Origin of the sequence: Paenibacillus forsythiae T98, assembly GCF_000520735.1 — a bacterium.
GTDB lineage: Bacteria > Bacillota > Bacilli > Paenibacillales > Paenibacillaceae > Paenibacillus_AQ > Paenibacillus_AQ forsythiae.
Window position 1 is genome coordinate 1 of sequence record NZ_ASSC01000321.1, and the last position, 15,511, is coordinate 15,511.

Consider the following 15,511-nt stretch of genomic DNA (forward strand, 5'->3'; position numbering starts at 1 on the left):
TGTCCACAATAAGGGTGTTCAGCCGACATTAGATAAGATTAATATCAGAATTCCAGTGTTATTAACGTATGACTGTAATGTTATTCCTAAACATACAGATATAGAAGATGCTTTGTTTATTGATGAAATGGGCAAAGAATTTATGACGAGATATAAGAGCATTGACGGTCATACACTTACTTTAAAACCTAACATCGAGGTTATGTTCATTGTTATACCTTTTGAGTCTGTCGCCAGTATCAAAACAGAAATTGAAAAGTTAGAGGTGGCAATGAGATGACTTATGTTAGCGTAGAAAAAGTAAAGGCCACTATTCAATTGCTTGAAAAATTAAAAAAAAGTACGATCTTAAGTGATAAAGAATATAAAATGATGTTAGAAACTGCGTACCATTTATTATCCTCTGATGAGGATCAAGAATATAATCTTGGCCTTTCAATAATTTGTCACGTAGCCGAAGCAAAGCCAAAGGATGCCTTCATTCACCAGTTATTATTCGATTGCATTATCGAATCAAGAGTATTTCTCTATCACGAAATGTACAAAAAAATTGATAAGGAATATGAAGAAAACATTGGTCATGGTGAGTTAGACTCTTTCAGCGAGTCGTTTTATACGCTAAATACTGGAACAATCCTTACTCGTGACCAAAAACGGTTGTTTGAAGACTTTATCAAATACAAAAGATTAGTAGTTAGTGCACCTACTTCATTTGGAAAGTCAAGAATCGTTTCTGAGATAATAATACATAAATCATACAATAACATTGCTATTGTATTGCCAACGATAGCTCTATTGAACGAGACATATTTAAATTTTAGAAGGAATCCATTGATTAGGGAACGATACACATTAATAAATACACTTACTCAGGAATTTGGAAATTCTAAAAATATCTTTATTTTAACACCTGAAAAAATGGACTTATTGTTGGACTCACAACCAAATTTAAAAATAGATTTTTTTACAATGGACGAGATTTATAAAATCCAAGATGATGAGGAAAGAAAGTTTGTTTTTACTCATTGTCTCTATAGACTATCTAAAATGGCTTTGGAATTTTATCTCATTGGACCTTACTTTCAAGAATTTAGTAAAAAATTTCTTGAACGTAACAAAGCAGTTTTTAGAAAGTATTCAGCAGAAATAGTGCAAAAAGATACAATTGATATTTCATTACTAAACCCAAAAGACGAATTTACAGTTGCACAACACAAATTTAAAAAATTAATAGACAATGATAGGAATCTTATAAATATTACTAAAAAGATTGACGGACAAACTCTTGTCTACTTGGGAAGAAAAGACACTGTCGAAACAAGGGCAAGGAAACTGGCTGAAAAGCAAGAAGGTGTAAACAATAAAAGTGACCTTATTGAATACATTAAAACAACTATTGACGAGAAATGGTCATTAGTCTATTGCTTAACTAGAGGAATAGCTTTCCATCATAGTGCTATACCGAAATACATACAAACGGAAATAGTCGATGCTTTCAATAATGGCACCATTGATATTCTTGTATGTACTTCGACTCTTACTGAGGGTGTTAATACCTCTGCAAAAAACATTGTGATATATAGTAATTTAAAGGGTAATAAATTCTTAACTGGTTTTGATGTAAAAAACATTAAAGGCAGAGCAGGGAGATTTTTATCCCACTTTATTGGCAGGGTTATTGCCTTAGAACCCTTGAGTAATGAAGAAGAGAAGGGGACTATTGAGTTTAGTTATTATGATAATAACAGTCTCACACCTGAGGAAACAATTCAGATAGATAAGAGTGACTTGTCTGATGCTAATCTAAACAAAAGAAATGAAACTGAACGAGTACTTGAGAGTTGGAATATTCCGTTTGAACTTATCAAAAGAAACAAATTTATTCCTATACATAATCAATATTCTCTTATTAATTATCTTAGAAACAATAGTAATGTACTGAAGAATCTCTTGTTCTCAAATCAGTACCCTAAAAAGGAACAGTTAGATTCAATAATGCTCTTATGCCATACTCATTTATTTAATGAAATCGATCAGAATGATAGGAGTTTTACCATTGGTAACTTAGCACGACTAACAAAATATTATACTTATTATTCTCCTTCAGTAAAAGAATTGATAAAACAGCAAAATGGTGAAAAGACTGATACTAAGGTTCGTCACGCTTTCACACTTATCAGTCGATATTTTGAATTTGCTTTACCCAAATACTTCTCAGCCTTTGAAAATCTTTTCAATTACGTATATAAAGAAAAGTACGGTACTCCTGATGTAATTAGCCTAAAAGCATTGATAACAAAGTTAGAGTTTGGATCAGTAGAAAAACATGAAATAGCTTTAAAGGAAGCAGGTGTACCAGTCGGAATTATTAATAAGATTTCGGGTGGTTTTACGGATTGTGATAATATCGATAAAATAAAGGCCAAGTTATCTCTCAATCCGAATCTTACGGGTAATTTATCTCAATTTGAAAAAAGTATTTTAGGAAAATACATTTGAAATTATATAGCTAGTATAAATGGAGCGGGTACCCCCGCTTCTTTTAATTAGTGTAACTTTTTGATTTAGAAAACTGACTGGTTATTTCTGATATTGATACTTTACTGTCTTGGGGGGATAAAATTTGCAAACCTTTGAAGAGAAGTTAGTGACCTATTTACCATTATTACACAAACATCATAAGGATTCTGAAACTACTTTATGTGTCCGATTTATTGAACCGCTTTTGATTAATCTATTGGGTTATGAATGTGAAATTAAATATGAGGAACATCCTGAAGGATCAAACGAGGAAACAGATTTATTTTTAAACGATCACCAAGGGAATTATCTTATCGTAGAAGTTAAAAAAGCTGAAAAACCTTTAACAGACGTACATATTAGAAAATTATCTGCATATCTCAACAACAACACACAAAAATATAAATGGGGCATTTTAACCAATGGTTACAGATGGATATTAATTAATAACGAAATAACCGCAAGCAGTTATTTGGAACGAAAAATATTTGACATAGATATTTCGAATAAAAGGCTAGGGGAGAATAATCGAAGAGATTTAGAATTATTTTCATACAATGCACTCTTTAAGAATGATGGTATTACAAATTATTATCGATTAATTCAGCAATTTAAAAATATTCAATATAACGGTAATGGGAAAAGTTGGACTCAATATCGTACTGCTGTAAAAAAACTAGTCCAGTTTATGATTGAAACTGAGGGAAGGTTTATTGACTTAAAGGATATACGTAAGTATGAAGTATTAAAATATTTTAGATGGTTAGCCTTAGCTGAAAGCAATAGTGCTAAAAGCAAGAATAATAACATTCAAAAAATAAAACCAAAAACAGTAGAAGCCCAATATAGATTTCTTTCTACTTTTTATAAAAAAGTCTATCCCCAGACAAATCATCCGCTAACTCAAGTCAGCTTGTCAGAACTCTTACAGGAAATTAGCGATGTCTTACAAAAAGATGATGAAAATAAAGAGGTTATCATAGATCAAAATGTTATTGCGATGGTATATAAAGGTTTAGCGTCAAAAAATCAGTTGATTATGGTACGTAATAAACTGATTTTCAGTCTTTGTCTTATGGGATTGGATAGGAGTGAAATTGCTAAACTTCTTAATAAAGCTTTGCATGAAGATAATAAACTGACTTTATCAAACGGAAGAAGAATAGAATTACCTTCGGGAATAGCCAATAGAATTAATCACTATAAAGAATTAAGAAAGAAAAACAAGATCAAAAGCCAATGGTTAATTAGTAAGTCGAAAGGTGAACCGCTGACAGAGCAATATATTAGTGGATTAATAAATGATATTGCAAAACAGATAAGTCCAAATCTAACATTAGAAAAGATTCAACAATATATGTTAAAACAGTACATTTACAGGACAAAAGATGTTATCTCGCTAATTTATTTAACAGGACTTTCTTTTCATCGTATTCAGAACATTTTGACGGAGGATGACATTATTTTATTAAGCAAAAAGAAGGATTTATATAAAAATCATCCTTTTCAGAATTTCTTGTTGAGTGACCAGGAAGAGTAACGTTCTTCACTGTATATATAAAACACGACTCGATAAAAAAATGTTAGATTTAAAAATGATAAACGAAATAGACCTTTCCACCTAAAAGTAATCTTCGAGTAAATATTAATTAACATTGGTGTTGGTCAATAGACAAAAAACGTCAAGCTTGTTAATGAATTTAGAAAGGAGTCCTGACCGCCAAGGCCATCCACAAAAAGGGTTGTTATTTGCGTTTAATGGAAGTGAGAAGTATTTTGTAGTGTATCAGGCTTGTGAGAGTTTGTATTAATCAGCAAAAATTCCAAGGTTCAAGAACACAAAAAAGGTCACCAATTGATAAGGTCACAAAATACTGATACACCAACTATTTAAGCTTTCGATCCATAGGCTAGGAGTCTGTCAATTCATACAATTAAGGACATATACGTTGGCGGATTTCCCCCCTCGCTTTGTGTCGATTTGACTATGAACGGATATCAAGCCCTCGTCATTGAACTCTTTAAGGACACGTCGTACGGTACTTTTCGATACATTGCTTTGCTCAGCTATCTCAGTTAACTTGAGCCAACAAACGCCAAAATAAGTACGCGAATTAAGTTGCAGAGTATTGAGAACAGATTCCATTGATGAGGTGAGTTCATAAATCTTTGAGACGGTTTGGTTAAGTTCTTCTTCGTTGTTAAAGGTTTGGTAGCGTCTATAATCATGCCAATACTAGTTGCAAATTACTCATGGTTACGTTCTTTCCTTTCTTCTTTGAGTTGTTTGATTGTTTTGGAGTTGATTATGGTAGTTATAGTACAAAGTATTGCTACTGCAATTGAAATAACAATGATTAAAAGATTCAGTATAATCACCCCTGAGTCAAGTTTTCAGTTCAACAAATACAGTATCATACACTGAAAAAAATTACAAATAATGGATATTTACAATACGTTTTTTCTATTGTATAACACAGTTCTTTTATTTGGGGGTTACTCAAGTAGTAATAATATGCGTCAAACACCATTTCAGACAAATTTTGTGCGTAGCAAACAAGGGTAAATTCTGCCGTTACAACAAATAGTGATTCATTCGGCACTGGGTGGGGTCTGTTTAGAAGCGCTTACAAGCTCTGTGGAGCATAATAAAAGAGCCACCCTGAACTTGGGTGGCTCTGCTTCTATCAGTCCTTATACAACCCCTCAACGGCTCTTAACTTGTCTTCTTCCGTGGGCTTGGAGTAACGTAAAATCATATCTGCTGAACTATGACCGCTTAGGGATTGAATGACCGATATATCTTCATTCGCCCTGATAAGTCCTGTAATGAACGTATGGCGTAGTTGGTGTGCATGGAGGTCATGTTGCTCTAAAAGATGCTGAATGCTTCTAACGCTAATACGCTTGTCTCTGTTGCTTAGGAACAGGGCTTCATACTCGTCTGTCCGTTCCTCAAGGTATTTCCTTATAGCCCACCTTGTATCAGCGTCTAGGGGCAATGTACGGGCTTTGTTGCCTTTACCTGCCCTAACCCTCAGCTCTCCTTTACGTTCGCTTAGGTCAACGTCTGACCTGTCTAGGGCTTCCAGTTCGGATACCCTTAAGCCTGTATGAAGTAATGTCTTGATGATGGCATAATCACGTTTGTTTCCGCTTCTATCAACCTCACGCTCAAGCCGCTTCCGCTCAAGTCTGTCTAGGGCTTTTGGGGCGGTCTGCTTGTAGTCGGGGGCTTTGATGATATGTACTTCCTCAATGCAATCCAATTTCTTAGCCCACCGACAGAACTTCTTAATGGCATTGTAGACCTTGTTAATGGTGGCGGCGGACTTCTTCTTACTTGCCATGTATGTAACGTACTGCTGAACGTCAGTGCGGCTGAAATGCTCTAAAGTAGTGCCGCAACCGTCAAGCCACTGGCTGAACTGTTGCAGGGCGTGGCGGTAGGTCTTTACCGTTGCTTCGCTCTTACCTCGTAAACCTTCACTGATGAACTGGTCTAACATACACATCTCTCCCAGTAAAAAGGGCTTAAATAATTCTACGCAATATTTTCTGCCCGTTATTTGTCCGATTCGCCCCACTATGGGGCAACCTTTAGACTAATAATAGCATAGAATTACTATTCCACGCCATAATTCTACGCAAAAGATCATGGTGTGACTTGATTATTCATTTCCGCCTAGCGGCGTTAAGGATAAGTAAGAATTAACAAGAGGTACACTCATCTTAAAAATAGTCTTTTCTATTTAGCCCCGTTGGGTTTTATACTCTCTCTTTATTCCTTTAATGTTATTCATTAAATGTATATAAGTAATTATTTATAGACTACTGGATTAGAAGTGCCCACTCTATTTTGGAAGTCCTTTCTTAGTATTCGAAAGTGCTTTAATCTCGGTAATGAAAGTGGACACTACACATAAATAAGTACTGTACTTCCAATATAACAGTACTAGGACTGCCAATAAGACAGTAAAAAAACCTGCTAAATCAGCAGGCTTTCAGAAAGGAAGAGGGCGAGTTGTTTTTTCAGGCAATTCTTGTAGCTTGATTTTAACTCTCTTTTTTAGTTCTACTTGCTGTTGGAGATATCGGAGGTACTCATTAACTGTCCCTGAGTTATAGTCTTTCTTGAAGGTGCGATACTTCTCACTCTTAATGACTTCTTCTATGACACTCCATATCTCAATCCCATCCGCTTGTTCTTTTGCTTGCTTTTTGAAGTAGTACGTAGCTTCGCTAAGGGCGATACAAGGGACATTTGCTAAAGGGCACAACAGATACCTATTTCTCTTACCTTCTGATTTCTTCCGAATAATTAAACCTTTATCTTCCAATCCAGTTAGAGTTGAACTTACTTTACCGTCCCCTCTTTTTAATACAGTTTTAATGTATTCCCAAGAAGGAAAGGAATACCCATAAGTATCATTAAAGTTCTTTAGTAGTAGCAGATACAGAGCCTTTTCATCGGTCGTCAAATCGAAACACAATATAATTGCATTAGGAACTTGAGTGAAACCAGTATTTGCAGTCTGAGCAGGTACTGTAGTATTCAATTCTGCTTTTGTTTTAATTGTTTTCATTCTTTAATCTCCCCCATAAATAAGTATGAGTACTTTTGATTTCGCAGTACTCTCATTGTAATCATCGATTTATGAGGTGATAAGTTGCGAAGAGATTTACTTATAATGATGATACACGTCCTTATTCAAGCCCCTACCATGACTCAAGCAGGGGCTTATCTGTGTATCAGTAGTCGGACGGTTAGTCATTGTCAGGAAAGAGCCTGTCAATGTCATATCCCATCTCAGTTAATACATCCTTCAAATGCGATTCATCCATCCAATAGGGATATTTGCCTACACCCCTGAAATTGCCGGGGATTCGTTCCACCTGTAACTTGCCTTGCCTTACCCAACCGTAGACTATATCCTCGCTTACCATTCGGCTACGGCTGTAAGCAGACAGCTTTTGCGCGATTTGTGAGACCGTATAGTATCTTTCCATGATTAGCGTCTCCCTTCCTCTAGTGCTTGCAGAATGAAGTAATTCAAATCCTTTTCACGTATGCGCCATATTGTGCCAGCTAATTTCATAGCAGTTAGCTTATTTTCTTTTATCCATCTGTCAACGGTTTTACGGTCAACTTTCAGCATGTCGCTGACTTCGTCAATAGAGTAAAGCTTACCTAGTAATTCCATATTACTGACCTCCCTTGGTGTTGTTGAGAATGAAGTTCCTTAGAGACTCTTGAGGAATCCGAATTGAGCCCCCAACTTTACAACTTGGTAAACCGCCATTATTACATAGACTGTAAACCGTTGTGTACGAAAGCTGTAGAATATCCATGACTTCACGGATTGTGAATAAACGCTCCATAATAACCGCCCCTTTCCGTTGTGATTTTGTTACATTAACAATATAAGGAAGCGGTTTGCAGGAATAACAAAAGTACGTAGAAATATTAAGAAATCCTTAAAAATTCGAGAATGAGGCCAATTAAGTTTGGTGTGGGGGAGAGGGAACAAAGGTAACCTTTTTCATAGAAAATCAGGTTATTACTGTATGGTGAAATTGTTGGTTTGTTCAGGTGGTAACGATATAAAACAGTATTCAGCGTACTAGGCTCAGCACAAAGAATGGGATATATTTATAGCTTTACAATGGAGAAGATAACATAAATCGAGGCTTGCAAGCAGAGGATAAACATGATAAATTACTTTTGTTATTTACTGCACAGGACTCAGGTTATTAAAAATGCGACATAATCGCTTTTAACGTCAAAAATACTGTGCGACTAGCAGAACGGTATAAGTTGTGGGAAGACCGGGAAGCCTTATGTATCAAGGGTTTATGCTTGAGGGAAGCGTATGACTAATACGCACAGGACTTAAAATCCTGCGGTAGGTGACTACCGTACCGGTTCGATCCCGGTCCTCGGCATAACAAGGTTTTTCCCGTTAGCACAGCGTTAATTGAGCGTCAGGTCAACGCAAATCCTGCGTACCTACGCGCCCACGTTAAGCAGATTGCACAAGACATGATCACCTCTCCGTTCATTACGAATGGGGAGGCGTTTTTATTTTGAAGAGAATTACGAATGTTACCGCCGATAATTCGTGGGAAACCGTTCTTGCGAGATTCTTCGAATTAAAGCGGGTGGAGGGGATAAGCAGGCAACGGAAGGCCGATTCGGCAAATATAGACGCAGCGGTCTTACGTGAGCTTTTATAGTAACCACAAAGCGTGGTAATTGGAAATTTCTGATTCCTTTGCTACTCAGCTACCGTCAACTTGCTATAATAGAAGGTAGGAAGTGAAGAATGGAGTGGATCGTATGGCGGATGTCTGGAACAAAAAATACATGCTCATGCACAAGAACGAACCTGTGGCCGAGATTGAGCTTGATGAAGCGACTTCCTCGATTTCTGCTATTGGACAGGTCTATGCAGAACGCCATGTGCCGGTTGGGATTCCCGTCAAGAAGGGGAGAATAGACCGCACGGCACTCAATGAATGGTGGAGAGGTCGTGCCATTCCCGCCAGTCGGGACGGGATTAAAGAGGCGCTCATGGAACTGAACCTGTCCACGACGCAAAAACTGCTGGATAAAAGCTTGGGACTCAGCTTGTCCGACCAATATTGGATATGTCCATCCGCTTCAGATTTGAACTGGTCTGCGATCAACTTTTTCGATAATTCGTTTTCCGATGATGTGGGGAATGTGCTGTTTGGCAAAGGTTCATCAGGGGAGCCAATGAGTCTGATGTCGCCTGACAATACGTCGGACGGTTGGCTGAAAAAGAAATGGGCCATTATGGACGGTAAACGGTGTTTGGTTAAGGGAGGGAGCGGTGCCACTCAACAAGAGCCTTACAATGAAGTGGTGGCCAGCAGGATCATGGAACGTCTGGGAATCCCTCACGTCCCTTACACGCTGATGATGCAGGAGGAGTATCCGTACAGTGTGTGCGACAACTTTATTACGCCGCAGACGGAGCTAATTACAGCCTGGTACGTGATGCACACGCGGCAAAAGCCCAATCACATTTCGGTGTACCAGCATTACGTGGACTGCTGTGAGGCGCTGGGCATTCCCGGCATTGTGGACTCTCTTGACCGGATGATAGTGGTGGATTTCCTCATTGCCAATGAAGACCGGCATCAAAACAATTTTGGCGTCATTCGCCATGCCGAAACCTTGGAGTGGATTGGGCCAGCGCCCATTTACGACAGTGGGTCTTCCCTCTGGTTTTCCAAGCCACAGGCGCTGATTCGAGCGAACGGAAAGCTGACCTGTAAACCGTTCAAGCAGGATCACAACGAGCAGATTAAACTGGTCACGTCCTTCGATTGGCTCGACCAGTCCGCGCTGCAAGGCATAGAGGAAGAGGTGAGAGACATCTTTCGCGGTTCGCTTTTTGTGGATGAAGCCCGATGTGACGCCATCTGTCGGAATTTAGAGCAGCGGATCGACATGTTAGCGGAGATTGTTCATTCCCGGAAGCCTCAGGTCTGGGTGGATGATCGAAGCGCCGATGTGAAGATGGACATTGCGTACAGCGGCTTACAAGATGCGGAAGAAGACTGGGAGCGGTAGATGAGCGGTAGATGAAACGATATGGCGATCTCCATTAAATGATAAGTAACGTCTCTGCGATATCTGGCACAACGGATTTCGCAGAGACGTTTTTGCGTTGTCTTCTTAATAATGGTGTCTGCCAGGCATGACTTCTGTACTTCGTCACTTGTTCCTCGGCTCCAGACAGGCGCGGCATGATCTTCTGTTCTTTGTCCCAAAATACTACATGGAAATAGGATGATTTTCCTCATTATAAAAGGCTGCGGCCCAGCACAGGTGATCAGTCTTCATTCGATTGTGGGCGGCAAAATCCGTCAATCCCAATTCCAGCGCTGTCTCTTTGCGAAAGGAGATGGCGCTGCGGTACATATTTTTGCCTTCCTGCGAGATTTGATAGGCCATGCGGGCAACTTCTTGCCAGGAATCGAAAGCTGTAATTCGCCGGGCCGTAGCTTACCGAATAGGGTCGTGGGAAAGGTTCTCATGCCGAACGGCACCGGGGCGGGTGGCGATATACCCGATGTGAACGTAATTGCTGACCGCCGTTTTGGGGCGGTTGGGATGGAAGAAGCGCTGCTTATAGATCCGGACCAACATTGGCATCGCCTCCGCGCAAGCGTTCCAGATTTTGCTCGAAAGCATCGCCGGAGAGGTACAGCTCTCCGCATAAGTGAGCTTCATCTTGGTGTACTCTACGGCCAACAGCCGGGCTTTCTTTTCAATCTTCCGAAAGGTTGTATAGCGGTTCGTGTCGATCAATTCGGCAATGATGGAGTAATACGCCGTGGCGGACATGATGGTGGCTGCTCCTTTCGCGAATTTGGATAGAGATGGGAAAAAGCCATATCTTTAATTAGATTATGGCTTTTTGGTGGTGGTGAGGATTGGAATTATCATATTGCAAGAAATGATATAGATGTTATTTAGTGTATGGAAATAATCCTTTTAAATGGTATTATTTAGTAGTGTGGTTTTGTCACAATGAAGGATCAATTCCCCCGATACAGATTGATGGGAAGAATGGCTTAAAGCATAAAAGTCATACTTGCTCAACTCAAGAATACATTTCTCATATAAAAGCATTGATTAAATTAGGTATTAGAAGACTTTATTTTACAGGTGGTGAACCACTTATTTCTCCTAAGCTTGAGCCAATACTCGAAACCATACCTTCTCATGAAAGGGATCAATTTAAAGTAATAATAGCAACAAAATGGTGTCCTTCTAAACAAGAAGGTTGATTCATTAAAGACTAAGCCCATAGACAAATTGAAAATTTCTTTACATGCCTTTAGTGAACGAAGCGGGGTTACATTTGACCATGCTCCTTCAAACTGTAGAAGCGGTTGCCACCAATAATTACATGATCAAGGACTTCTATTCCTATGATTTCCCCAGCGGCTATGAGTCGTTTTGTCAGATTCACATCCTCTATTGATGGTTCCGGGTCTCCGCTCGGGTGGTTGTGAGCGCAAATGAGCGAGGCGCTACAGCGTCTAATCGCTGCATGGAATACTTCTCTAGGATGGACGATGGCGGCGTTCAGAGAACCTATGGAGATGGATTTCTTTGAAGATGAGACGGTTCTTGGTGTTGAGGAAAAGGCAGATGAAATGTTCTTTCTGTTCATAACGCAAGTCTGATTCGAGTAAATGGAAGACATCTTTAGGGCTACGAATGACATATTGATTCTCATTAGATAAAGCCAACACCTTAGCAAGTTTTAACATAGCGGTAATTTGTCGGGCTTTTCCTTTGCCGATTCCTTTTATAGCAATTAATTGTTGTTCTGATACATCCATTAGCTCTGTAGCTGTAGGAAAGCGCTCGAAAAGCTCTTGAATTGTGTAGCTGTCGTTGCTTTCTCTTAATGATTCAGATACTAATTGTCGCAAAGCATTCTCTTTAACCTGTTGCATAATGTTAATCCTCCTAAGTTTTTTCTGATTATCATTTGAATAATATAGATTTCAAATTTTTGAATTTGCGACATATTTACATAATTCCCTAAAATAGAACACGCGTTTGGAAGGTCATGGTAACCTTTTGGCGAATTATGTATCTCGATATAGTTCTAAAGTCTATGGTCACGGTCTCATTGAAACTGATATACAATTCAGAAGATGAGTTCTGGTAAAAATGATTTAACAAAATTACTATTTGTAGAAAAAAGTTTAAAAATAGTTGATTTTAGTTTATACGGGAGGCAGCTATGGACATATCATTTCCTTTAAAGCAGGCTTTAGAAAATGGTTCTTGTGTGCTGTTTGTTGGTGCAGGTATGGGATACCATATGTTTGATCAAAATGGCCAAAATATCCCTGATGCTAAAAAACTGGCTCAAAATTTAGCAGGAAAATTTGATGTTCCAGTAAGTGGGGATTATGATTTGGCAAAAATATCACAGTATATCGAAATGAAAAAGAAGGGGAGAAAGGAACTACTTGCATATATTCAAGAATGTTTAGCAGAAGCCACTCCAGATCAATATATGATGTGGATACCCTCTGTTAAGTGGAAAGCTATATTTACAACAAATTATGATAATAGCATTCAAAAAGCATATAACTCACATGAATCACCAATCCAAGATTATGTAACTATTACTCGCTCCACAGGTATAAAGCACTTTAATACAAATTTTGAGGTACCAATATTTCATTTGCACGGTGCTCTGTTTGAGGCTTCATCGCCGGATATAATTATTACACAACAGGACTATGTTAAATATAAAACTCAAAGAAAAATGATGTTTGAAGAGTTAAAACATTACATGGCAGCATCCAATGTTATTGTGCTATACGTAGGTTATTCTCATAACGATACTAATTGGAATTCAATTTTATCAGATATTGAGGAAGAGTTTTATCCTGACTCTTTACCTTTGTCCTATAGAGTTGATCCGTATACTTCTGAAATAGACATGGAACTATTAAAAGATCGAAATTTAGTAACAATACCACAAAAGTTCGATGACTTTGTAATTGCAGCTTCAATACAAATTCAGTCTATCATTAATAAAGATGTAGATATTAGGCAACATGAGTCAATGATCCCTGGGAATCTCACTACATATTACCTAGAAAATCCTGTGGCAACACTTAGGTTAATATCCTCCTGGGAATATGTAAATCAAGTCAACCTACCAAATGTAATGCCTGATGTATCTAATTACGTACGAGGGGATAAGCCTACTTGGAGTTTGGTATTTCATGATAAGTATTTTAAAAGGGATATCGAAGAAGAGATTTATTTTTCAATTCTTGATTTTGTAACTGATAATAAAAAAAGCGTAAAAAATTGTATGATTTCTGCCCCAGCAGGTTATGGTACGACTACTTTACTAATGACTTTAGCAAGTAGGCTGGTAAAAGATAAAGCTGCTCAAGTTTATTTTCATAAAAGCAGTTCTGAACTTCGAGAAGGTGATGTTTTTTTTGCGTTGTCATTAAGTTCGGAAAAAAGTGTGTTTTTTATTGATAATGCATCTGACCACACTCAAACAACAAGGAATATCATCCAACAGGCAAGAGAATCAAAAAAATCTGTTTTACTAGTATTAGGTGATCGTACTAATGAGTGGAAGCAGGCTAAGCCTACCATTACTGGAGATAGCTTTGAAATACTTCCCTTAAGTAATAGTGAAATAGAAAGCTTAGTTGATTTTTTAAGTGAACATAATGAGCTTAACAAGATAGAGCATTTGAGCAGAGAACACCAAATATCATCTATACAACGAAACTATCAAAGAGAATTGTTAGTAGCAATTAGAGAGGCGACTGAAAACAGTAAAATTGAAGCGATTATTGAGGATGAATTTTGGGGAATAAAAGACGAGTTTGCTAAAAAGGTCTACTCAATTGTTAGTTGTTTTAACCAGCATGGAGCATTACTTAGAGTTGAATTGTTAGCAAAGCTTTTGAATGTGAGCATCATTGAAATGTTTGATAAAATAAAAGGCTTTCTGGATGGTGTAATAGTTAACGAGTGTATTAACGAATTTAATGGTGAATATGCCTTAAGGACAAGACATCCATTAATTGCAGCCATTGTTTGGGATAGGTGCGTTGAACCCTCTAGTAAAGACTTGTACATTCATCAATCTATAGATAATTTAAATATTCTGCACAAAACAGACAAGCGTGCATTTGAATACTTTATAAGATCAGAACGTTTTATTGATTCTTTAAAAACCTTAGAAAGTAAGATACAATTTTTTGAAAAAGCTTGTCGAAAGGATCCTGATAATCCATATGTAAGGCAGCATTTTGCTCGAATGTATCTTCGTGAAAATATTGATGCAACAGCATTGACATTAATAGATGATGCAATAAAAATGAACGGAAAAATCAGAGTTTTATATCACACAAAAGGATATATACTACAAAAAATGGTAGAGGATTCAGACAGCGAGGAGATTGGAAAAAGAAGACTGCTACAAAGTGAAGAAGCATATTATACTGGATTAAAAATGAATCCTAATGATGAATATTGTTTTCAAGGGCTAGCTCAGCTTTACTTAGCTTGGGCCAAAAAAGTTAATGATGACGAACAAAGAACTACCTATATTAGTAAAGCCGAGGAAATAATTAACGAAGCGTTGAAAAAAGTTAGAAATAAAGAAGGTTTGTGGATAGAATCTTCCAATATTGATTCGTTTATTGGTGACAGTAGAGCACGCATTCGTTCATTAGAAAATGCTGTGGCAAATGCCCCGCGAAGTATTATATCAAGGTATTTACTAGCAAAAGCATACAACATAAATGGTCTATTTGAGAAAAGTATGCCGATACTATCTAATTTGGTTAGAGAATATCCAGATGAATATAGACCGAGTATAGAATATGCTTTTACAATAATCAAAGCAGGTGGATCATTGGAAAGCGCAATTGCAGTTTTAAATCAAAGTACACTATATGGATACTCCGATCCGCTCTTTGTGGCAACTTTGGGCGGGATGCTTTTTCTTAATAAAGAATTTACAAAAGCAGAAAAAGTGTTTGATGAAGCTGTTAAGAGAGAATTTTCAAATGCTCGTGTTATATTATTCGATCCAGAAAAACGTCTTGGTCATACAAATGAGTACGATGCAGTAATAAAGTATGTGGGAGATAGACATTCTTATGTATTGATTAAGGGGTTTACTGAGATTTATTGTCCATCATCAAAATATCATGGTTTGATCTTACAAAGAGATATGAATGTGCGCGTTACAATTGCTTTTACTCCTAAAAGTCCAGTAATAAAAAAAGTAAGAGCTTTAATGTCAAAAGTAGAAGTTAGTGTTGCTATAAAAAATTAAATGTGATTTGTATGGTCTATTTTTCTTTTTGAGTGTCTCAGGTCTCTCGAAAGTAGAAATGAAATTTCAGGGTCTGTCAAGATTTTTGTGTAAACTCTTTTACA

Annotated in this window: 16 protein-coding genes; 6 read left to right on the top strand and 10 right to left on the bottom strand. The window is 37.6% G+C overall.

The features are described from left to right. The 3 genes from L692_RS32620 to L692_RS0110455 form a co-directional block, all read left to right on the top strand. Positions 1-280: Hachiman antiphage defense system protein HamA (locus tag L692_RS32620; protein WP_036723144.1), on the top strand; the 280-nt coding region annotated here is incomplete at its 5' end. Further along, complete coding sequence (locus L692_RS0110450) at positions 277-2,499, top strand: helicase-related protein (protein ID WP_025699627.1); 2,223 nt, start codon at positions 277-279, stop codon at positions 2,497-2,499. The genes L692_RS32620 and L692_RS0110450, both read left to right, overlap by 4 nt. A 124-nt stretch (positions 2,500-2,623) precedes the next feature. Beyond that, positions 2,624-4,060 (top strand): hypothetical protein, encoded by a 1,437-nt coding sequence (locus L692_RS0110455; protein WP_025699628.1) that lies wholly within the window; start codon positions 2,624-2,626, stop codon positions 4,058-4,060. 381 nt (positions 4,061-4,441) lie between these two features. Here L692_RS0110455 and L692_RS33990 read toward each other — a convergent pair whose 3' ends face one another. The 6 genes from L692_RS33990 to L692_RS33995 all read right to left on the bottom strand — a co-directional run bounded on the left by L692_RS33990 (position 4,442) and on the right by L692_RS33995 (position 7,902). Further along, positions 4,442-4,666 carry a helix-turn-helix domain-containing protein gene (locus L692_RS33990; RefSeq protein WP_084463146.1) on the bottom strand — a complete coding sequence of 75 codons (225 nt, stop codon included), beginning with the start codon at positions 4,664-4,666 and terminating at the stop codon, positions 4,442-4,444. A 541-nt stretch (positions 4,667-5,207) separates the two neighbouring features. Further along, the gene (locus tag L692_RS0110460; protein ID WP_025699630.1) at positions 5,208-6,029 is read right to left on the bottom strand and encodes a tyrosine-type recombinase/integrase; all 822 of its coding nucleotides are present in this window, start codon (positions 6,027-6,029) and stop codon (positions 5,208-5,210) included. Positions 6,030-6,524: 495 nt separating this feature from the next. After that, on the bottom strand, positions 6,525-7,106 hold the full coding sequence (locus L692_RS0110465; RefSeq protein WP_025699632.1) for a helix-turn-helix domain-containing protein: 582 nt from the start codon (positions 7,104-7,106) through the stop codon (positions 6,525-6,527). A 181-nt stretch (positions 7,107-7,287) separates the two neighbouring features. Continuing rightward, a complete protein-coding gene (locus tag L692_RS0110470) occupies positions 7,288-7,530 on the bottom strand; it encodes a MerR family transcriptional regulator (protein WP_025699634.1) in 243 nt (80 codons plus the stop codon). A 2-nt stretch (positions 7,531-7,532) separates the two neighbouring features. Continuing rightward, positions 7,533-7,724 (bottom strand): helix-turn-helix domain-containing protein, encoded by a 192-nt coding sequence (locus L692_RS0110475; protein ID WP_025699636.1) that lies wholly within the window; start codon positions 7,722-7,724, stop codon positions 7,533-7,535. A gap of 1 nt (position 7,725) precedes the next feature. Then, entirely contained in the window at positions 7,726-7,902 is a 177-nt protein-coding gene (locus L692_RS33995) for a helix-turn-helix domain-containing protein (protein ID WP_084463147.1), read from the bottom strand. A gap of 958 nt (positions 7,903-8,860) precedes the next feature. Here L692_RS33995 and L692_RS0110485 point away from each other — a divergent pair. Continuing rightward, complete coding sequence (locus L692_RS0110485) at positions 8,861-10,123, top strand: HipA domain-containing protein (RefSeq protein WP_025699638.1); 1,263 nt, start codon at positions 8,861-8,863, stop codon at positions 10,121-10,123. Positions 10,124-10,327: 204 nt separating this feature from the next. Here L692_RS0110485 and L692_RS30585 read toward each other — a convergent pair whose 3' ends face one another. Beyond that, positions 10,328-10,507, bottom strand: coding sequence for a hypothetical protein (locus L692_RS30585; RefSeq protein ID WP_025699639.1), 180 nt, complete (start codon positions 10,505-10,507; stop codon positions 10,328-10,330). Positions 10,508-10,558: 51 nt separating this feature from the next. Further along, a complete protein-coding gene (locus L692_RS30590) occupies positions 10,559-10,900 on the bottom strand; it encodes a hypothetical protein (RefSeq protein ID WP_025699641.1) in 342 nt (113 codons plus the stop codon). Positions 10,901-11,031: 131 nt separating this feature from the next. Here L692_RS30590 and L692_RS31770 point away from each other — a divergent pair, with 131 nt between their 5' ends. Then, positions 11,032-11,346, top strand: a complete 315-nt coding sequence (locus L692_RS31770) for a GTP 3',8-cyclase MoaA family protein (RefSeq protein WP_156940389.1) — start codon at positions 11,032-11,034, stop codon at positions 11,344-11,346. Between the two features lie 68 nt (positions 11,347-11,414). Here L692_RS31770 and L692_RS34000 read toward each other — a convergent pair whose 3' ends face one another. Both L692_RS34000 and L692_RS28395 read right to left on the bottom strand, forming a co-directional pair. Continuing rightward, positions 11,415-11,735, bottom strand: a complete 321-nt coding sequence (locus L692_RS34000; protein ID WP_376717984.1) for a JAB domain-containing protein — start codon at positions 11,733-11,735, stop codon at positions 11,415-11,417. Continuing rightward, positions 11,626-12,024, bottom strand: coding sequence for a JAB domain-containing protein (locus tag L692_RS28395; protein ID WP_376717985.1), 399 nt, complete (start codon positions 12,022-12,024; stop codon positions 11,626-11,628). The genes L692_RS34000 and L692_RS28395 overlap by 110 nt, the downstream gene beginning before the upstream one ends. Before the next feature lie 293 nt (positions 12,025-12,317). Here L692_RS28395 and L692_RS0110505 point away from each other — a divergent pair, with 293 nt between their 5' ends. After that, positions 12,318-15,407: a P-loop NTPase gene (locus L692_RS0110505; protein ID WP_025699642.1), complete on the top strand. Its 3,090-nt coding sequence runs from the start codon at positions 12,318-12,320 to the stop codon at positions 15,405-15,407. Positions 15,408-15,511 lie beyond the last annotated feature (104 nt).